17 protein-coding genes and 1 riboswitch are annotated in these 18,360 nt (G+C 66.7%); of the genes, 6 read left to right on the forward strand and 11 right to left on the reverse strand.

Annotation, left to right across the window (positions count from 1 at the left end; all coding sequences use genetic code 11):
• Positions 1-64: 64 nt before the first annotated feature.
• From pnp to rimP, 11 genes are all read right to left on the reverse strand, one after another.
• On the reverse strand, positions 65-2,395 hold the full coding sequence (pnp, locus tag ACM61V_RS07305; RefSeq protein ID WP_137788405.1) for a polyribonucleotide nucleotidyltransferase: 2,331 nt from the start codon (positions 2,393-2,395) through the stop codon (positions 65-67).
• Positions 2,396-2,547: 152 nt separating this feature from the next.
• Positions 2,548-2,817: a 30S ribosomal protein S15 gene (gene rpsO, locus ACM61V_RS07310; protein ID WP_137788404.1), complete on the reverse strand. Its 270-nt coding sequence runs from the start codon at positions 2,815-2,817 to the stop codon at positions 2,548-2,550.
• Positions 2,818-2,841: 24 nt separating this feature from the next.
• The gene (truB, locus tag ACM61V_RS07315; protein ID WP_137788403.1) at positions 2,842-3,732 is read right to left on the reverse strand and encodes a tRNA pseudouridine(55) synthase TruB; all 891 of its coding nucleotides are present in this window, start codon (positions 3,730-3,732) and stop codon (positions 2,842-2,844) included.
• The gene (locus ACM61V_RS07320; protein WP_137788402.1) at positions 3,729-4,421 is read right to left on the reverse strand and encodes a site-2 protease family protein; all 693 of its coding nucleotides are present in this window, start codon (positions 4,419-4,421) and stop codon (positions 3,729-3,731) included. The genes truB and ACM61V_RS07320 overlap by 4 nt, the downstream gene beginning before the upstream one ends.
• Before the next feature lie 9 nt (positions 4,422-4,430).
• Positions 4,431-5,024, reverse strand: a complete 594-nt coding sequence (locus ACM61V_RS07325) for a thymidine kinase (RefSeq protein ID WP_137788401.1) — start codon at positions 5,022-5,024, stop codon at positions 4,431-4,433.
• 26 nt (positions 5,025-5,050) lie between these two features.
• Positions 5,051-5,437: a 30S ribosome-binding factor RbfA gene (rbfA, locus tag ACM61V_RS07330; protein WP_419713911.1), complete on the reverse strand. Its 387-nt coding sequence runs from the start codon at positions 5,435-5,437 to the stop codon at positions 5,051-5,053.
• Between the two features lie 39 nt (positions 5,438-5,476).
• Complete coding sequence (gene infB / locus ACM61V_RS07335; RefSeq protein WP_419713912.1) at positions 5,477-8,233, reverse strand: translation initiation factor IF-2; 2,757 nt, start codon at positions 8,231-8,233, stop codon at positions 5,477-5,479.
• The gene (locus tag ACM61V_RS07340; protein WP_137787416.1) at positions 8,230-8,961 is read right to left on the reverse strand and encodes a DUF448 domain-containing protein; all 732 of its coding nucleotides are present in this window, start codon (positions 8,959-8,961) and stop codon (positions 8,230-8,232) included. Before ACM61V_RS07340 ends, infB begins: the two co-directional genes overlap by 4 nt.
• Positions 8,942-9,163, reverse strand: a complete 222-nt coding sequence (locus tag ACM61V_RS07345; protein ID WP_137787415.1) for a tautomerase family protein — start codon at positions 9,161-9,163, stop codon at positions 8,942-8,944. The genes ACM61V_RS07340 and ACM61V_RS07345 overlap by 20 nt, the downstream gene beginning before the upstream one ends.
• Positions 9,163-10,773 (reverse strand): transcription termination factor NusA, encoded by a 1,611-nt coding sequence (gene nusA / locus ACM61V_RS07350; RefSeq protein WP_137787414.1) that lies wholly within the window; start codon positions 10,771-10,773, stop codon positions 9,163-9,165. The genes ACM61V_RS07345 and nusA overlap by 1 nt, the downstream gene beginning before the upstream one ends.
• Positions 10,773-11,306 carry a ribosome maturation protein RimP gene (gene rimP, locus ACM61V_RS07355; RefSeq protein WP_137787413.1) on the reverse strand — a complete coding sequence of 178 codons (534 nt, stop codon included), beginning with the start codon at positions 11,304-11,306 and terminating at the stop codon, positions 10,773-10,775. Before rimP ends, nusA begins: the two co-directional genes overlap by 1 nt.
• Before the next feature lie 170 nt (positions 11,307-11,476).
• Between rimP and ACM61V_RS07360 the strand changes: the two genes are divergently transcribed.
• The 6 genes from ACM61V_RS07360 to gcvPB all read left to right on the forward strand — a co-directional run bounded on the left by ACM61V_RS07360 (position 11,477) and on the right by gcvPB (position 18,309).
• Positions 11,477-12,712: a PQQ-dependent sugar dehydrogenase gene (locus tag ACM61V_RS07360; RefSeq protein WP_137787412.1), complete on the forward strand. Its 1,236-nt coding sequence runs from the start codon at positions 11,477-11,479 to the stop codon at positions 12,710-12,712.
• 79 nt (positions 12,713-12,791) lie between these two features.
• A riboswitch (glycine riboswitch) is annotated at positions 12,792-12,902 on the forward strand.
• A gap of 183 nt (positions 12,903-13,085) precedes the next feature.
• The gene (gcvT, locus tag ACM61V_RS07365; RefSeq protein WP_137787411.1) at positions 13,086-14,228 is read left to right on the forward strand and encodes a glycine cleavage system aminomethyltransferase GcvT; all 1,143 of its coding nucleotides are present in this window, start codon (positions 13,086-13,088) and stop codon (positions 14,226-14,228) included.
• Between the two features lies 1 nt (position 14,229).
• Positions 14,230-14,601 carry a glycine cleavage system protein GcvH gene (gene gcvH, locus ACM61V_RS07370; protein WP_137787410.1) on the forward strand — a complete coding sequence of 124 codons (372 nt, stop codon included), beginning with the start codon at positions 14,230-14,232 and terminating at the stop codon, positions 14,599-14,601.
• A gap of 8 nt (positions 14,602-14,609) precedes the next feature.
• A complete protein-coding gene (locus ACM61V_RS07375; RefSeq protein ID WP_137787409.1) occupies positions 14,610-15,377 on the forward strand; it encodes a class I SAM-dependent methyltransferase in 768 nt (255 codons plus the stop codon).
• Positions 15,377-16,735 carry an aminomethyl-transferring glycine dehydrogenase subunit GcvPA gene (gene gcvPA / locus ACM61V_RS07380; RefSeq protein WP_137787408.1) on the forward strand — a complete coding sequence of 453 codons (1,359 nt, stop codon included), beginning with the start codon at positions 15,377-15,379 and terminating at the stop codon, positions 16,733-16,735. Before ACM61V_RS07375 ends, gcvPA begins: the two co-directional genes overlap by 1 nt.
• Positions 16,732-18,309, forward strand: coding sequence for an aminomethyl-transferring glycine dehydrogenase subunit GcvPB (gene gcvPB, locus ACM61V_RS07385; RefSeq protein ID WP_137787407.1), 1,578 nt, complete (start codon positions 16,732-16,734; stop codon positions 18,307-18,309). The genes gcvPA and gcvPB overlap by 4 nt, the downstream gene beginning before the upstream one ends.
• Positions 18,310-18,360: the final 51 nt, after the last annotated feature.

Raw genomic sequence — 18,360 nt, forward strand, 5'->3', positions numbered from 1 at the left:
CCATGAAAAAGGCCCCGGCATCGCTGCCGGGGCCTCTTCATGTCGCCTTGAGCGGCGCGAACGATCAGTCGCGGTCGCCGGTCAGGAAAGCGGGAGCGAAATCGGGCGCGGGGCCGTCTTCCTTGCCACCTTCGCCGCGCTCGCGGCGCGGGCCACGATCACGGCGCGGGCCGCGATCGCCACCACGGTCGCCGCCGCCATCGCGACGCGGGCCGCGATCGCCGCCGCCATCACGACGCGGGCCACGATCACCGCGATCGCCACCGGCGCGCGGCTCACGCGCCGGGCGGGTGTCTTCCAGCTCGGCGCCGGTTTCCTGATCGACGACACGCATCGACAGGCGAACCTTGCCGCGCGGATCGATCTCCAGCACCTTGACCTTGACCTCCTGGCCCTCGCTCAGGACGTCCGAGACCTTCTCGACGCGCTCGTTGCGGATTTCGGAGACGTGGACGAGGCCGTCCTTGCCGCCCATGAAATTCACGAACGCGCCGAAATCGACGAGATTGACGACCTTGCCGTTGTAGACCTTGCCGACTTCCGCCTCTTCGACGATGCCCTTGATCCAGTTCATCGCCGCCTCGATCTGCGCGCCATCCGACGAGCTGATCTTGATGACGCCCTCGTCGTCGATATCGACCTTGGCGCCGGTGGTGGCGACGATCTCGCGGATCACCTTGCCGCCGGTGCCGATCACGTCGCGGATCTTCGACTTGTCGATCTGCATCGTCTCGATGCGCGGGGCATGAGCGGAAAGCTCGGTGCGGGTTTCGCCCAGCGCCTTGTTCATCTCGCCCAGGATGTGCGCGCGGCCTTCCTTGGCCTGCGACAGCGCGGCCTCGAAGATCTCCCTGGTGATGCCGGCGATCTTGATGTCCATCTGCATCGTGGTGATGCCCTCGGACGTGCCCGCCACCTTGAAATCCATATCGCCGAGATGATCCTCGTCGCCGAGGATGTCACTCAAGATCGCGAAATCCTTGCCCTCCAGGATGAGGCCCATCGCGATGCCCGAAACCGGGCGCTTGATCGGCACGCCGGCGTCCATCAGGGCCAGCGAACCGCCGCACACCGTCGCCATCGAGGAGGAGCCGTTGCTCTCCGTGATGTCGCTGGTGACGCGGATCGTGTACGGGAACTCTTCCTTCGTCGGCAGCACCGGATGCAGCGCGCGCCACGCCAGCTTGCCGTGGCCGACTTCGCGGCGGCCCGGCGCGCCGAAGCGGCCCACTTCGCCGACCGAATAGGGCGGGAAGTTATAGTGCAGCATGAAATGCTGGTAGGAGAGGCCGTTCAGCCCGTCGATCATCTGCTCCGCATCGCGCGTGCCGAGCGTGGTGGTGGCGATCGTCTGCGTCTCGCCGCGCGTGAACAGCGCGGAGCCATGCGCGCGCGGCAGGAAGTGCACTTCCGACGCGATCGGGCGGATCTGCGTGGTCGAGCGACCATCGATGCGGCGGCCGTCCTTCAGGATCGCGGTGCGGACGATATCCGCCTCCAGCTTCTTCACCAGCTTGGCGGCGACGAGCTGCTCCTGCGCGGACTTGTCGGCCATCGCGACCTTCGCCTTGGCGCGCGCATCGCCCAGCGCCGTCTGGCGTGCCTGCTTGTCGGTGAGCTTGTAGGCGGCGGTGATATCCTTGCCGATCAGCTTCTTCAGCTCGGCCTTCACGGCCTTCTGATCGTCGCCGGCGGGAAGCTCCCACGGATCCTTGGCGGCCTTTTCGGCGAGATCGATGATCGCCTCGATCACCTGCTTGCACGCCTTGTGCGCGAACAGCACCGCGCCGAGCATCACTTCCTCCGAAAGCTCCCTGGCTTCGGATTCGACCATCATCACCGCGTCGTGCGTCGCGGCGACCATCAGATCCAGATCGCCTTCAGCGACCTGCGTATCGCTCGGGTTGAGCTGATATTCGCCATCCTTGTAGCCGACGCGCGCCGCGCCGATCGGGCCCATGAACGGGACGCCGGAGATGGTGAGCGCAGCGGAGGCGGCGATCATCGCCAGCAGATCCGGCTCGTTCTCGCCGTCATAGGAGAGCACCTGCGCGATGCAGTTGATCTCGTTGTAGAAGCCCTCCGGGAACAGCGGGCGCACCGGGCGATCGATCAGGCGGCTGACGAGCGTCTCACGCTCCGTCGCGCCCCGCTCGCGCTTGAAGAAGCCGCCCGGGATACGCCCGGCGGACGAGAACTTTTCCTGATAGTGGACGGTGAGCGGGAAGAAATCCTGCCCTTCCTTCACCTTGCGGGCGGCGGTGACGGCGCACAGCACGACCGTTTCGCCGAGCGTCGCGAGCACCGCGCCGTCGGCCTGGCGGGCGACACGGCCCGTCTCGAGCGTCAGGGTCTTTCCGCCCCACTCGATGCTTACCTTCTGGGTATTGAACATTTTATTTCCTTTGGACCGGCCGCCCTATGCGACCGGGGCCTCTTTTGCAGGCTGTCCGGCCTGCGCGGTGTTGGGCGAGATGTCGCCCATGCCCCTCCGCCGAATTGCAGAAGGGCAGATACGAGAAGGGCGCCGCTGGGGCGCCCTTCGTGTTACTTGCGAAGACCAAGCTTCGCGATGAGGGCGAGGTAACGATCCCCGTCCTTCTTGCGGAGATAATCCAGCAGCGAACGACGCTGGTTTACCATCATCAGCAGCCCGCGGCGGGAATGATTGTCCTTCGCGTGGCCCTTGAAGTGCTCAGTCAGGTTGCGGATACGCTCCGTAAGGATCGCGACCTGCACCTCGGGGGAGCCGGTGTCGCCGTCCTGGCGCGCATGCTCCTTGATGACTTCCTGGCGGCGCTCTGCAGTAATCGTCATAAAATTCGGTTCCTCGACATCACATCACAGGTTGAAGCCGCGAACGACGCGAACCTCGCGGTCCGCCACATCCACCAGCGCCACCGGCACATCGGCCAGAAGCGCGAGGCAGAGGCCATCGTCGGCAGCGATCCCGGCCAGAACGCGCCCCTGGCGGAGCGCCCCTGCCTGGTCGGGAGAGAGGGAGAGAGCCGGGATGTCGTCCAGCGCCGCCCTCAATGGCAGGAGAGAGTGTTCAAGCGCGCGGCCATTACCGAGTTCGGTCAATTTGTCCAGCGATATCGCATGGGACAAGCCGAATGGCCCCGCCTTCGTCCGTCTGAGATAGGTGACGTGGCCCAATGTTCCAAGGGCGCGCGCGATATCGCGGGCGAGCGAGCGGATGTAGGTTCCCTTGGATACGTGCGCGGTGAGGGTAATCTCCTCGAGCGCTCCATCGGCCGCGGGGTGGGGCGTGAGCGAGTGGATCGTCACGTCGCGGCTCTTGAGCGTGACCTCCTCGCCGGCACGGGCGAGATCATAGGCGCGCCGGCCGTCCACCTTGAGCGCGGAATAGGCCGGTGGCACCTGCACGATCGGGCCGGTGAAGCGCGCAAGCGCGGCCTCGACCGCGGCACGGGCGGGACGCACCGCGCTGGTCGCGATCACCGGGCCCTCGCTGTCGAGCGTATCGGTTTCCTCGCCGAAGCGGATCGTGAAGTCGTAGCGCTTGTCGCTATCGAGCATCCGCCCGGCGAGCTTCGTCGCCTCGCCCAGCGCGATCGGCAGCACGCCGCTCGCCAGCGGGTCGAGCGTGCCGCCGTGGCCGACTTTCGTCTTGCCATAACCGCCGGCACGCAACGCGCGCTTCACCGCGCTCACCGCCTGTGTCGATCCCAGCCCGAGCGGCTTGTCCAGGATCAGCCAGCCGTTCACGCGAACAGGTTCGCGAAGCGCAGATAGGCGCGGATCAGCGCGTCGGCGGGCGGGCCGACGATGTACTGCATGATGCTGGCGCCGGGGAAAATCATCGGCAGCACGACAAGCAACAGGATCAGCAACGGAAAGCCGAACCGCGCCAGCCGCGCCCATTGATAGGCGAGGGGGCGGGGCAGCACCCCCTCCACCACGTGCCCGCCATCGAACGGCGGTATCGGCAACAGGTTGAACACCGCCAGGAAGATGTTGATGAGCAGGAAGTTTATCAGATTCGCCCAGACGAACCCGGCCACGCTCTGCGGCGCGGCGTTGCCGAGCGCGCTGCCCGAGGCGATACCGATCACGATCGCGGTGACGGCGGCGAGCAGCAGGTTCATCCCCGGCCCGGCCAGCGCGACCGCCACCATTCCCCAGCGCGGATTGCGCAGCCGCGTCGCATCCACCGGCACCGGCTTTGCCCAGCCGAACACCGGCGCCTTGGCGATCGCGAGGATCAGCGGCAGCACGACCGTGCCGATCGGATCGACATGGCGCAGCGGATTGAAGCTCAGCCGCCGCTGTTCATGCGCGGTGGGATCACCCAGCGCGCGCGCCATCAGCCCGTGCGCCACCTCGTGAAACACGATCGCGATCACCAGCGGGATGATCCAGATCGCCGCCGCGTAAAAGATGTTGTTCGGGTTCATGCGCGCGATCTAGTGCGCGTTCGCCGCTTCCGCCAGCGCGGCGCTGAAATGGCGACGGCACAGGGCGATATAGCGATCGTTGCCGCCGATCTCTGTCTGGCGTCCTTCGGCCACCGCACGCCCCTCGCCATCGACGCGCAGGTTCATCGTCGCCTTTCGCCCGCAGGTGCAGACCGACTTGATCTCGATCAGCGCATCCGCCAGCGCCAGCAGGCGCGCCGACCCTTCGAACAGCGCCCCACGGAAATCGGTGCGCAATCCATAAGCGAGAACGGGGATGCCGTGCACGTCGGAAAGATGCGCCAGTTGATCCACCTGCGCGCCGGTGAGGAATTGCGCCTCGTCCACCAGCACGCAGGCGAGCGGCGCATCGGCATGACGCGTGAGCGTGGCGGCGGCGATATCGGTGGCGCGATCGAACATCGTCGCCGGCGCGGCCAGCCCAATGCGTGACGAAATCGTTCCCGCCGCAAAGCGATCATCCACCGCGGCGGTGAACAGCATCGTCGCCATGCCGCGTTCGCGATAGTTGAAATCGGCCTGCAGGAGCGTGGTCGATTTCCCGGCGTTCATGCTGGCGTAGTAAAAATAAAGCTTTGCCATCGCTGCCGCCCTTCGGCTGGTTCGGTTCAGTCCAGATCGCGTGCGACGCCTGGAGCGCGAAGCAATGTATCGATGTGGCTGCCCTCGTCGAAACTCTCGTCGGCGATGAACTTCAGCTTCGCGGCATATTTCATCTTCATGCGCCGCGCGACCTCGCGCTGGAGATAGGCGGTATTGGTGCGCAGCGCCTTGATAACGGCTTCCTCGTCCTTGCCGAACAGCGGCTTCACGAACACCGTGGCATGGCGCAGATCCGGCGACATGCGCACCTCGGTGACCGAGACGAGATGCGTGGCCAGTGTCTCGTCATGCACGTCGCCGCGCTGGAGCACTTCCGACAGGATATGCCGCACCTGTTCGCCCACGCGGAGCGTGCGGACGGATTTTTCTGGATTGTGCTCGGTCTGGCGCATCAGCGTAACCGGCCCCGGCTTTCACCGGGGCCGTCCATGTCAGAGCGTCCGCTCGCGCAATTCGACCTCGAAGGTTTCGAGGAAGTCGCCCGGCTTGATGTCGGTGAAGTTCTGCGTGAACGTCACGCCGCACTCCAGACCGGCGCGAACCTCCGCCACATCGTCCTTGAAACGACGCAGCGAGGCGATCTCGCCGTTGTAGATGATGACATCGTTGCGCGTGATACGCGCCTTGAGCGCCTTGCGGATGATGCCCTCGACGACCAGCAGACCGGCGGCCCTGCCGTGCTTGCCGGCCGAGAAAACCTCGCGGATTTCGGCGCGGCCGACGACCGTTTCGAACGCCTCGGGGCCAAGCTCGCCGATCATGCCGGCGCGGATTTCGTCGATCAGATCATAGATGATGTCGTAATATTTCAACGCCACATGATGCCGCTCGGCGATCTCGCGCGCCTTTGCATTGGGGCGAACGTGGAAGCCGATGATCGGCGCGCCCGACGCGGCCGCCACATTCACGTCGCTCTCCGTGATGCCGCCCACGCCCGAGTGCAGGATGCGCACGCGGATATCGTCGGTCGAAAGCTTGTTCAGGCTGGCGACGATCGCTTCGACCGTGCCCTGCGTATCAGCCTTCACGACCACCGGATATTCGATCGCCTGATTGGCCTTCAGGGCGGAGAACATGCTCTCCAGGCTGGCCGGTGCCGCCGTGGTGCGCTTCTGCGTCAACACGCTCTGGCGATATTCGGCGACCTCGCGCGCCCGCGCCTCGTTTTCGACCACCTGGAGCGGATCGCCCGCAGACGGCGTGCCGGAAATGCCCAGCACCTCGACCGGCATCGACGGCTCGGCCTGCTTGAGCTGACGCCCCTTGTCGTCGACCACCGCGCGAACCTTGCCGCTCTCGGCGCCGACGACGAACACGTCGCCCACCTTCAGCGTGCCGCGCGTGACGAGCACCGTCGCCACCGGGCCGCGGCCCTTGTCCAGCTTCGCTTCCAGCACGGTGCCCTCTGCGGCACGATCCGGATTTGCCTTCAGATCGAGCAGCTCGGCCTGGAGCTGGATCTTCTCGATCAGCTCGTCGAGACCGGTCTTCTTGAGCGCCGAAACCTCGACGTCCTGCACGTCGCCGCCCATCTCCTCGACGACGACCTCATGCTCCAGCAAGCGCTCGCGCACACGCTGGGCATTGGCCTCGTGCTTGTCGATCTTGTTGATCGCCACGATCATCGGCTTGCCGGCGGCCTTGGTGTGATTGATCGCTTCGATCGTCTGCGGCATCAGCCCGTCGTCGGCGGCGACCACCAGCACCACGATATCGGTCACGTCCGCGCCGCGCGCGCGCATCGCGGTGAACGCTTCGTGCCCCGGCGTATCGAGGAAGGTGATCTTGGACTTGTCCTTCAGCGTCACCTGATAGGCGCCGATATGCTGGGTGATGCCCCCGGCCTCGCCCTTCACGACATCGGTGCCGCGCAGCGCATCGAGCAGGCTGGTCTTGCCGTGATCGACATGGCCCATGATCGTCACCACCGGCGGACGCGGCTTCAGATCGGTATCGGCATCCGGCGCGGCATCGGTCACCAGATCGATATCCGAATCCGAAACGCGCACGATATTGTGGCCGAATTCCGTGACGAGAAGCTCGGCGGTGTCCTGATCGATCGTCTGGTTGACGGTGACAGGCATGCCCATCTTGAACAGCGCCTTCACCAGATCCGCGCCCTTTTCGGCCATGCGGTTGGCGAGTTCCTGCACGGTGATCGCGTCCGGCACCTGCACATCGCGATACTGCTTCGCCTGCGGCTCGCGCGAACCGCCGAACTGCGTGCGGCGTTCCTTTTCACGCGCACGCTTCAGCGCCGCGAGGCTGCGCGCACGGGCGCCATCCTCGCTCAGCGCGCGGTTGACCGTGAGCTTGCCGCCACGGCGCTCGTCTCCCTTGCGGTCGCGCTGCTGCGGACGGGCGGGGGGGGCGTTGCGCGGGGTGGCCTGGCCCGATGGCATGCTGCGCTGCTGCGGATTGCCGGCGGAGGGCGCGCTGCTGCTGGCGGCAGCGGCCGGCGCGGCGCTGGCGGCAGGCTTCGCCGCTTCCGGCTTGGGCTTGGGCTGCGGCTTCGGAATTTCGGGGCGCGCCACCGGGCTGAACCGGCGTGGCGCCGGCAGCGACGGATCCCGTCCCAGCTCGAGCACGGGCGGAGCGGGAGGGGCAGGCGGCGGCGCGACAGGCTCGGCCTTCGCCGGCGCCGGCGCGGGCGTGCTGGCGGCTACCGGAGCCGGCGGCGCGGGCGGGGCGGGCGTGGCCGGCGCTGCTGCTTCGGGAACAGGCTTCGGTTCCGGCGCGGGCGTGGGTTCCGGCGCGGGCGCGGCGGCGGACTTTGCCTCGGCCTCGCGCTTTTCCTCCATGCGACGCGCTTCTTCGGCAGCAGCGCGCTGACGCTCTGCCTCCTCTCGGCGGCGCTGATCCTCCAGCGCCTGCATGCGCTGATCGTCAGCCTCGCGCAGCATGCGGGCCTGGCGCTCCTGCGGGGTTTCACCGGCAGGCGCGCGCGGCGGCGCCGGGCGTGGCGGTTCCGGGGCCTGCTGAACGGGGGCGGGGGACTCCGCCGCCGTCTGTTCCGGCGCGGGAACGCCGCCGGGGCCGATCACGCGACGGCGCTTCACTTCGACTACCACCGTGTTCGAACGGCCGTGGCTGAAGCTCTGCTTCACCTTGCCGGTCTCGACCGTGCGCTTCAGCCCCAAAGGCGCGCGCATGCCAAGTTTCGGCTTGTCGTTGTCGGTTTCGCTCACTCAAATTCCTCGTGCGTCGTCACGGCCGGTTGCCCGGATGATCCGGGCGTCGATGCGCCTTGCGAGGCCGTTTCGCAAGGCACGGAAATCAGATCAGGGCCGATAAAATGCAGCCAGCGATCGAGCGCTTCGCCCAATCGCGCGGCCGCCAAGCGGTCGGTAACGCCGATATGTACCACGTTCTCGCGGCCCAGCGCCATCGACAATATGGTGCGTTCCAGCGGCAAGGCCAACCCCTTGAGGTCACTTCCTTCACGATCGGTGCCGACGCGCCACGCCTGCGCGAGCTTTCCGCGCCCGTCGGCAGCGGCATCCGCGGCGTGATACAGCGCGTGCAACTGCCCGCCGCGCGCCGCCGCCTCGATCCGCTCCGATCCGGTCAGCAGCGTACCCGCGCGCGATTCCAGCCCGAGCCGATCGAGCGCGTTACGTTCCAGCGCGGCGGCGACCAGCGCCGGCAAGTCGTCGGGAACGGCGAAATCGCTCGTCTTGAACGCGCGGGCCAGCGCGCCGCGCAGCTTCCCCTTCGGCCCCATCGCGGTTTCGAGGCCGGTGCGATCGACCCCGATCCACGCGCCGCGCCCCGGCGCCTTCGCGCGAACATCCGGCAGCACGCGGCCATCCGGTGCAAGTGCAAGCCGCACGAGTTCTTCCCGCGCGGCCTGCGCACGGCCCAGGATGCAGGTGCGGGTGGGCGGCTCTAGAGCATCATTGCGAGGGTTCCGCATGAGCGTCTCCCTCGGGTTTGCGATCGGCGATCAGGATGCCGGCCGCGCCATAATTCTCGGGTGAGATTTCCTCGATCACGATCTGCACCGCGGCCGGGCTCTTGCCCAGCCGCGCGACGAGCGCGGCGGTGACGTCAGCCACCAGCCCCGCCTTCTGCTCCCTGGACGCGGAGCCCGCCATTCGGATCGACACGAACGGCATCAGGCGTCGCTCGCCTCCGCGGTGTCACCAGCCTGGTCCTCGTCCTCGAACCAGTGCGCCCGCGCCGCCATGATGATCTCGTTGCCCTGCTCGTCGGTAAGGCCATATTCGGCCAGCACGCCGCCCTTGTGCTCGGGGCGCTTGGGCGCGTCCTCGTTGCGACGGCGCGGTTCCTGGCGCTTCTTCTCGACCAGTTCGTCGGTCGCGAGATCGGCGAGATCGTCGAGCGTCTTGATGCCGGCCTTGCCGAGCGTGACCAGCATCGCCTCGGTCATATAGGGCAGCTCGGCCAGCGCGTCTTCGACACCAAGGGCGCGGCGCTCGTCGCGTGCGGCAGCGTCGCGGCGCTCCAACGCTTCCTGCGCGCGGCTCTGCAATTCCTGCGCGAGATCCTCGTCAAAGCCCTCGATGGCGGACAGATCGTCCAGCTCGACATAGGCGACTTCTTCCAGTTCGCTGAAGCCTTCGGCGACGAGCAGCTGAGCCAGCGTCTCGTCCACATCCAGTTCGTTCTGGAACAGTTCGGAGTTGCGGACGAATTCCTGCTGACGCTTCTCGCTCGAGTCGGTTTCGGTGAGAATGTCGATCGCCTTGGCGGTGAGTTGCGAGGCAAGCCGCACGTTCTGGCCGCGCCGGCCGATCGCCAGCGAAAGCTGATCGTCCGGCACCACCACCTCGATGCGATCCTCTTCCTCGTCGATCACCACGCGGCTGACGTTCGCGGGCTGAAGCGCATTGACCACGAAGGTGGCGGTGTCCGGCGACCAGGGAATGATATCGATCTTCTCGCCCTGCATCTCCTGCACGACCGCCTGCACGCGGCTGCCCTTCATGCCGACGCACGCGCCCACCGGATCGATGCTCGAATCATGGCTGATGACGCCGATCTTGGCGCGGCTGCCCGGATCGCGGGCAGCGGCCTTGATCTCGATGATGCCGTCGTAGATTTCCGGCACTTCCTGCGCGAACAGCTTCTTCATGAAATCGGGATGCGCGCGGCTGAGGAAAATCTGCGGCCCGCGATTCTCGCGCACCACCTTGAGGATCAGCGAGCGGATGCGATCGTTGACGCGCACCACCTCGCGCGGGATCTGCGCGTCACGGCGGATGACACCCTCCGCGCGGCCGAGATCGACCACGACATGGCCGAATTCGACGCGCTTGACGACGCCGGTGATGATCTCCCCGGCGCGATCCTTGAACTCCTCATACTGGCGCTCGCGCTCCGCATCGCGGACCTTCTGGAAGATGGTCTGCTTGGCGGCCTGCGCCTGGATGCGGCCGAATTCGATCGGGGGCAGCGGATCGACGAGATAATCGCCGACCACCGCGCCGGGCTGCAGCTTCTGCGCGCCCTTCACATCGACCTGCTTGTAGATGTCGTCGACCAGCTCCACGACCTCGACGACGCGCCACAGGCGCAGATCGCCATTGCTCGGATCGAGCTTCGCGCGGATATCCATTTCCTGGCCGTAGCGGGTGCGGGCGGCGCGCTGGATCGCATCCTCCATCGCCTCGATGACGATCGCCTTGTCGATCATCTTCTCGCTGGCGACGGAATTCGCGATCGCGATCAGCTCCGCGCGGTTGGCGGTCACCCCGGTGGCCATTATTCGGTTTCCTCTGCTTCGATTTCTTCTTCCGCGCCCTCGGCAGAGAGCGGGACGGTTGCCTGAATGAGCTTGTCGGTCAGCACCAGCTTCGCATCGACCACGCCGGCGAACGGCACATGCGCGATGGCGCCGCTCTTCTGCACCACCGCGATCGTCTCGCCCTCGATGCCGGCCAGATCGCCCTTGAACTGCTTCTGGCCATCGATCGGCGCAGCCAGCACGATCCGCACTTCATGCCCCGCCCAATCGGCGAAATCCTTGCGGCGGGTCAGCGGGCGATCGATGCCGGGGGACGATACCTCCAGCCGGTAGGCATCCTCGATCGGATCCTTTTCGTCGAGCATGTCCGAAAGGCGACGCGACAGCGCGGCGCAATCATCGATGGTGAGCTGCCGCGTATCCGGGCGCTCCGCCATCACCTGCAACGTGCGATCGTCGCCCTTGCCGAGCAGCCGCACGCGCACGAGGTCGAAGCCGAGCGCCTGCGCCTCGGGTGCGATCAATCCGGTCAGTGCGGCGAGATCCGCCATCGTTGCTCCACGCGTGGGTTAAGGCCGCCGCGAGGGGTTCCCCGCGACCTCTTCATCTGGCGATGTAGAGAAAGCACGGGCGATATATGCCGAACCTCGCCGCGACGCAAGCTGGCACCGACAGCCGATAGCGGCGTTATGCATGAGAAGCACAATTCCCGGAGATATCGATGATTCGCCGCCAGTTTTTCGTTCTCGCGCTCATGACCGGCAGCGCCTGCGCCGCGCAGCAGCCGGCCGATCGCCAGACTCTCCTGGAAGGCCCGCAGGGGCCGCAGCCGGCGGGGGCGAACAATCCGGTGCCGAGAAATTCCCCGGCCGAGCCGGGAATCAGGAACATCCCGGCGACCACCGGCCGCGCGAATCTGCCGCTGACGCCGCCGCCGTTCACCGTCACGGAGATCGGGCGGTTCGACGAACCGGTGGCGATCGCGCTGCTGGCGGACGGCGCTGCGCTCGTCACCGAAAAGCCGGGCCACCTCAAGCTGCGCGCGGCGGACGGCGGCGTGCGCGATGTGGCCGGGGTGCCGGCGGTGGCCTATGGCGGGCAAGGGGGCCTGCTGGACGTGGCGCTCGCTCCCGATTTCGCGAAGAGCCGCACGATCTACCTAAGCTATGCCGAGGCGCGCCCGAATGGCGGTTCGAGCCTCGCGCTGATGAAGGCGACGCTCGACGGCGCCAGATTGTCGGGCCAGCGCGTGATCTGGCGGGCGGGATCCGACGGGCCGGGCGGCCAGTTCGGCGCCGCGATCACCTTCGCGCCGGACGGCAGGTCGCTGTTCCTGGCATCCGGCGAGCGCCAGCGCTTCACGCCGGCGCAAGACCCGGAACAGGCGCTCGGCAAGGTGCTGCGGCTGACGCTGGACGGCGCGGCGTGGCCGGGCAATCCGCAATACAAGACGGGCGGGGTGCGCGCGCAGACCTGGACGGCCGGGCATCGCAATCCCTACGGCCTGGCCTTCACCGGCGACGGCCGATTGTGGGAAGTGGAGATGGGGCCGAAGGGCGGCGACGAGCTCAACCTGCTGGAGGCAAACCGCAACTATGGCTGGCCGATCGTGTCGAACGGCATCAATTATTCCGGCGCTCCGATCCCGGCGCACCCCTCCAGGCCCGAATTCGCCGCGCCGAAATTATGGTGGACGCCTACGATCTCGCCGGGGGGAATGATCGCCTATTCAGGTGCGCTATTCCCGCAGTACAAAGGATCGCTGCTGATCGCCGGCATGTCTGGCGAGTCGCTTGTCCGCGTCACCTTGAAGGGCGACAAGGCGTATCCGGCCGATCAGTGGAAAATGGGCTTGCGCATCCGTGGGCTGGCACAGGCGCCCGACGGCGCGATCTGGCTGGTCGAAGATGCCGAACGCGGCGGCCAGGGGCGCCTGTTCCGACTGACCGGCAAATGATCGTCTGCGCACCGAAACGCGATTGACTCGTGCGCGCCGCGCGGTCACAGCCTGGGCCATCGTGATCCGGGCAACCGGCAAGGCACACGCGGGAGAGAGCCGCCATCGCCATCCTTCAAGGACGGCGGTGGGGGCCGCCGAAGGAGCAACCGCCCCGGAAACTCTCAGGCAAAAGGACCGCACGGGCCAAACGATACTCTGGAAAGCAGGCATGGCTTTCAGCCGCGCCTCACCGAAGGGGTAACCCCGCGCGCGCAGCCGCGGCGCCGCGCCACCGGGGGAAGCTCTCAGGTTCCCGTGACAGAGGGGGTGAACGGATCGATCGCGGGCGCGTTCCCGCGTCTGTCGCCCTTTCTGCCGGAAGACGCCCCCCATGACCGACCCACGCCCAAGCGACGACGATTTCGAGGAGCCGCAGATCCAGACGCTGCCGCTCGACGCGTGGCACCGCGCCAGGGGCGGCCGGATGGTCGAGTTCGCAGGCTATCACATGCCCGTTCAGTACGAGGGCATCATGGCCGAGCATCTATGGACCCGCGACGCCGCCGGATTGTTCGATGTCAGCCATATGGGCCAGCTGACCTTCACCGGCGCAGGAGTGGTGGCGGCGCTGGAGGCGCTGATGCCCGCCGATATCGCCGGCCTCGCCCTCAATCGTGCGCGTTATTCGCTGCTGCTGACGGAGGCGGGCGGCATCCTCGACGATCTGATGCTGACGCGCCAGGCCGACGACCGGGTGTACATGGTCGTGAACGGCGCGACCAAATATGATGATATCGGGCATATGATCGAGCATCTGCCCGACGAGGTGACGCTCAATCTGATGGACGATCACGCCCTGCTCGCGCTGCAGGGCCCGAAAGCGGTCGATGCGCTGGCGCGCGTCGTTCCAGGCGTGGAGGGCCTGGTATTCATGCAGGCCGCGCCGTTCGAGTGGCAGGGCCACGCGCTGTGGATCAGTCGTTCCGGCTATACCGGCGAGGACGGTTTCGAGATTTCGATCCCAGCCGAAGCCGCGACATCGCTTGCCGACGCGCTCGTCGCGCAGCCGGAGGTGAAGCCGATCGGTCTTGGCGCGCGCGATTCGCTGCGGCTGGAAGCGGGCCTGCCGCTCTATGGCCACGACCTTTCGCCCGAAACGACGCCGGTGATGGCCGATCTCGGCTTCGCGTTGTTCAAGCGGCGCCGCGAAGCGCGCGATTTTCCGGGTGCCGACCGCATCCTGCTGGAGCGTGAGAGCGGGCCAGCCGCGAAGCGCGTCGGCCTGCTTGTGGAGGGCCGCCAGCCGGTGCGCGAGGGGGCGTCCGTGCTCGATGCGGACGGCAGCGATGTCGGCAAGGTCACGTCCGGTGGTTTCGCGCCAACGGTCGGTGCGCCGATCGCGATGGCCTATGTTCCCGCGGCGCTCGCCACGCCCGGTACGCGCGTCCAGCTCACCCAACGCGGCAAGGTCCACAGCGCGACCGTGACGCCGATGCCTTTCGTTCCCCACCGGTATTTTCGAGGAGTGAAATAAGATGAGCCGCTATTTCAGCGAAGACCATGAATGGATCGACGTCGATGGCGAGATCGGCATCGTCGGAATAACCGATTATGCGCAGGGCCAGCTTGGCGACATCGTGTTCGTGGAAGTGCCGGAAGACGGCAAGGAACTGTCCAAAAGCGATGATGCCGCGGTGGTCGAGAGCGTCAAGGCGGCGAGCGACGTCTATTCGCCGGTATCCGGCACGGTGATCGAGGGCAATGCCGCGCTCGCCGACGATCCCTCGCTGGTCAATACGGACCCGGAAGGCGAGGGCTGGTTCTTCAAGATCACCTTGTCGGACCCGTCCGAACTGGACGAGCTGATGAACGAGAGCGCTTACGACGCGTTCGTCGCAAAGCTCTGATCGGCGCAATGGCCGTCTCGCCCGCTTCCGACTGGAACCCGCAGGCCTATGCCGCCAACGCCGCCTTCGTGCCGGCGATGGGGCAGCCCGTTGTGGACCTGCTCGGGCCGCGTGCGGGCGAGCGGATCCTTGATATCGGCTGCGGCGATGGCGTGCTCACCGCCGCGATCGCGCAGGCTGGTGCGGCGGTGGTCGGCGTCGATGCGTCGCCCGCGATGGTCGCGGCAGCGCGCGCGCGCGGGCTCGATGCGCGGGTGATGGATGGCGAGGCGCTGGATTTCACCGACGCGTTCGATGCCGCCTTCTCGAATGCGGTGCTGCACTGGATGCGTGACAGCGGCGCGGTGGCGCGCGGCGTGTTTCGCGCGTTGAAGCCGGGCGCGCGCTTCGTGGGCGAGATGGGCGGCGCGGGCAATTGCGCGACACTGTGGGATGGCATCCATGCCGAGCTGGCAGCGCGGGGCCTGTCGCTGCCCGCCGGGGAACTGCACTGGTATCCGACGGTCGGTGATTTCACCCGCGTCTATGCCGACGCCGGGTTCACCGATATCGCCGCCGAACTGATCCCGCGCCCCACGCCGCTCCCCACCGGCGCCAAGGGCTGGATCGAAACCTTCATGACCGGCCCGTTCAATGCGACCGGCATATCCGCCGCTACCCAAAGCGAGATCGCCCAGGCGATCGACGCGCGTGTCGCCGATCGGCTGCGCGGGCCGGATGGCGGGTGGGTCGCCGATTACGTCCGCTTGCGCTTCACGATGAGAAAGCCACTTTGATGCGTTATCTCCCGCTTACCCAGCCGGATCGCGAGGCGATGCTCGCGGCGATCGGCGTATCCTCGATCGATGACCTGTTCGTCGATGTGCCCGAGCCCGTCCGCCTCGCCGGCCCGGTCCGTGGCCTCCCCGGCCACGCCAGCGAACTGGCGGTCGAGCGCCACATGACGGCGCTGGCGCGGCAGAATTTGTCGGCGGGCGAGGCGCCCTTCTTCCTCGGTTGCGGCGCATATCGCCATCATGTGCCGGCGAGCGTCGATCATCTGATCCAGCGCGGCGAATTCCTCACCGCCTATACGCCCTATCAGCCCGAGATCGCGCAGGGCACGTTGCAGATGCTGTTCGAGTTCCAGACGCAGGTGGCGCGTCTGCTCGGCACCGATGTGGCGAACGCCAGCATGTACGACGGCTCGACCGCGTGCTGGGAGGCGATCGGCATGGCGCGGCGCATCACCAAGCGCGGCAAGGCGATCCTCTCGGGCGGGCTGCATCCACATTATGTGTCGGTAGCCAAGACGATGGCGAAATATACCGGCGATGCGCTCGACGTGTCGGTGCCGGCGCTTACGGCGGAAACCGATCTCGACGCGCTGATCGGAAAGATCGATGCGGACACCTCCTGCGTGGTGGTGCAATATCCCGATATCCTCGGCCGCATCGCCGATCTTGGCGCGCTGGCGGATGCCTGCCACGCCAGAAAGGCGTTGCTGATCGCGGTCGTGACGGAGCCGGTGGCGCTGGGCGCGATCAAATCGCCCGGTGAGATGGACGCCGATATCGTCGTCGGCGAAGGCCAGTCGCTCGGTGTCGGGCTGCAATTCGGCGGCCCTTACGTCGGCCTGTTCGGCTGCAAGGAAAAGTACGTCCGGCAAATGCCGGGGCGGCTGTGCGGCGAGACGGTGGATGCCGACGGGCGGCGCGGCTTTGTGCTCACGCTTTCCACGCGCGAACAGCATATCCGGCGCGAAAAGGCGACCTCGAACATCTGCACCAATTCCGGCCTGTGCGCGCTGGCGTTCTCGATCCACATGACGCTGCTCGGCGAAGCTGGCCTGCGGGCGCTCGCGGCGGCCAATCATGGCGGCGCGGTGGCGGCGGCGGAGCGGTTGCAGCAGGTGCCCGGCGTGCGCCTTGTGAACGAGACGTTCTTCAACGAATTCACCCTCGTTCTGGGCAAGGAGGCGCGGCCGATCGTCCGCGCGCTGGCAGACAGCGGCATCCTTGCCGGCGTATCGCTCGGCCGCCTCTATCCGGGCGAGGCGGCGCTCGCCAACGGGCTGGTCGTCGCCGTTACCGAGACGACGACCATGGAAGATGTCGAGGCGCTGGCGAACGCGCTTGAGGAGGAGCTGGCATGAGCGCGATCAACCAGAGCGGCTGGCGTCCGAGCGCGCCAGCGAAGGGCAATGATGCGCCGCCGACATTCACCGGCAACAAGGCGCTGATGCTGGAAGAGGCGCTGATCTTCGAGATCGGCGATACCAGCACGACCGGCGTGGAGGTGGCGGCGCCCGTCGGCACCACGTCAAAGCTTGGCAGCCTCGCGCGCACAGCGCCGATCGGGCTGCCCGGCTTGTCCGAGCCCGAGACGGTGCGCCATTACACGCGCCTCAGCCGCCAGAATTACGCGATCGACCTTGGGCTGTTTCCGCTCGGCTCGTGCACGATGAAGCATAATCCCCGGCTCAACGAGAAAATGGCGCGGCTGCCGGGGTTCGCGGATGTTCATCCACTCCAGCCTGTCGATACCGTGCAGGGCGCGCTCGGCGTCATCAACGAGCTTGCGGTGTGGCTGATCGAACTGACCGGGATGCATGGCGTGGCCATGTCGCCCAAGGCCGGCGCGCACGGCGAACTTTGCGGAATCCTGTGCATCAAGGCGGCGCTTGAGAAGCGCGGCGAGGGGCATCGCAAGGTGGTGCTGGTGCCGGAGTCGGCACATGGCACCAATCCCGCGACCGCTGCCTTCGCCGGGTTCACGGTGGAGGACATTCCCGCCAACGCCGACGGCCGGATCGATACCGAAGCGCTGAAGGCGCGGCTCGGGCCCGATGTCGCCGCGGTGATGATTACCAACCCCAACACCTGCGGACTGTTCGAGCGTGATCTGAAGACGATCAGCGACGCGGTTCATGCCGCTGGCGGCTATGTCTATTGCGACGGCGCGAACTTCAACGCGATCGTCGGGCGCGTCCGCCCGGGCGACCTGGGCGTGGATGCGATGCATATCAATCTGCACAAGACCTTCTCCACCCCGCATGGCGGCGGCGGCCCCGGCTCCGGCCCGGTCGTATTGTCCGAAGCGCTTAGCCCGTTCGGCCCGCTGCCGTTCACCGAGCGATACGGCGACGGCCATATCACGCTGGTGGAGGAGGAGACGGTCGAGGAGAGGCACCCGGACAGTTTCGGCCGGATGACTGCCTTCCATGGCCAGATGGGCATGTTCACGCGCGCGCTGACCTATATTCTCAGCCACGGAGCGGATGGCTTGCGCCAGGTCGCCGAAGATGCCGTTCTCAACGCCAATTATGTCCTTCGCAGCCTGAGCGACGTGCTCGACGCGCCGTTCGCCGCTTCCGGCCCGTGCATGCACGAGGCGATCTTTTCCGATGCGGGCTTCGCGGAGGGCTATTCCACGATCGACGTCGCGAAGGCGCTGATCGACGAGGGCTTCCATCCGATGACGATGTATTTTCCGCTCGTCGTTCATGGCGCCATGCTGATCGAGCCGACCGAGACGGAGAGCAAGGCAGCGCTCGATCAGTTTATCGGGGCGCTGCGCTCGGTGGCGGAGCGCGCGCGCGCGGGCGATCCCTCGCTGCGCACCGCGCCGCATTTCGCCCCGCGCAGCCGGCTCGACGAAACGCTCGCGGCACGCAAGCCGAAGCTGGTGTGGCAGGAGCCTGTGGCGACGGCAGAGGCCGCCGAATAACATACCCGTGTTTCGGCGCCGGCTCGTTTCGGGCTGGCGCCGCCGTGCGCT

It is taken from the genome of Sphingomonas sp. TX0543 (genome assembly GCF_048565505.1).
In the GTDB taxonomy this organism is placed as follows: Bacteria; Pseudomonadota; Alphaproteobacteria; order Sphingomonadales; family Sphingomonadaceae; genus Sphingomonas.

Coding starts and splice junctions, on each gene's coding strand:
- ACM61V_RS07375 (WP_137787409.1), top strand. CDS start 14,610: ATGGCCGTCTCGCCCGCTTCCGACTGGAACCCGCAGGCCTATGCCGCC.
- ACM61V_RS07345 (WP_137787415.1), bottom strand. CDS start 9,163: ATGCCGTTCGTGTCGATCCGAATGGCGGGCTCCGCGTCCAGGGAGCAG.
- nusA (WP_137787414.1), bottom strand. CDS start 10,773: ATGGCCACCGGGGTGACCGCCAACCGCGCGGAGCTGATCGCGATCGCG.
- rpsO (WP_137788404.1), bottom strand. CDS start 2,817: ATGACGATTACTGCAGAGCGCCGCCAGGAAGTCATCAAGGAGCATGCG.
- ACM61V_RS07325 (WP_137788401.1), bottom strand. CDS start 5,024: ATGGCAAAGCTTTATTTTTACTACGCCAGCATGAACGCCGGGAAATCG.
- ACM61V_RS07340 (WP_137787416.1), bottom strand. CDS start 8,961: ATGCGGAACCCTCGCAATGATGCTCTAGAGCCGCCCACCCGCACCTGC.
- gcvPA (WP_137787408.1), top strand. CDS start 15,377: ATGCGTTATCTCCCGCTTACCCAGCCGGATCGCGAGGCGATGCTCGCG.
- ACM61V_RS07320 (WP_137788402.1), bottom strand. CDS start 4,421: ATGAACCCGAACAACATCTTTTACGCGGCGGCGATCTGGATCATCCCG.
- gcvPB (WP_137787407.1), top strand. CDS start 16,732: ATGAGCGCGATCAACCAGAGCGGCTGGCGTCCGAGCGCGCCAGCGAAG.
- gcvT (WP_137787411.1), top strand. CDS start 13,086: ATGACCGACCCACGCCCAAGCGACGACGATTTCGAGGAGCCGCAGATC.
- gcvH (WP_137787410.1), top strand. CDS start 14,230: ATGAGCCGCTATTTCAGCGAAGACCATGAATGGATCGACGTCGATGGC.
- rimP (WP_137787413.1), bottom strand. CDS start 11,306: ATGGCGGATCTCGCCGCACTGACCGGATTGATCGCACCCGAGGCGCAG.
- ACM61V_RS07360 (WP_137787412.1), top strand. CDS start 11,477: ATGATTCGCCGCCAGTTTTTCGTTCTCGCGCTCATGACCGGCAGCGCC.
- rbfA (WP_419713911.1), bottom strand. CDS start 5,437: ATGCGCCAGACCGAGCACAATCCAGAAAAATCCGTCCGCACGCTCCGC.
- pnp (WP_137788405.1), bottom strand. CDS start 2,395: ATGTTCAATACCCAGAAGGTAAGCATCGAGTGGGGCGGAAAGACCCTG.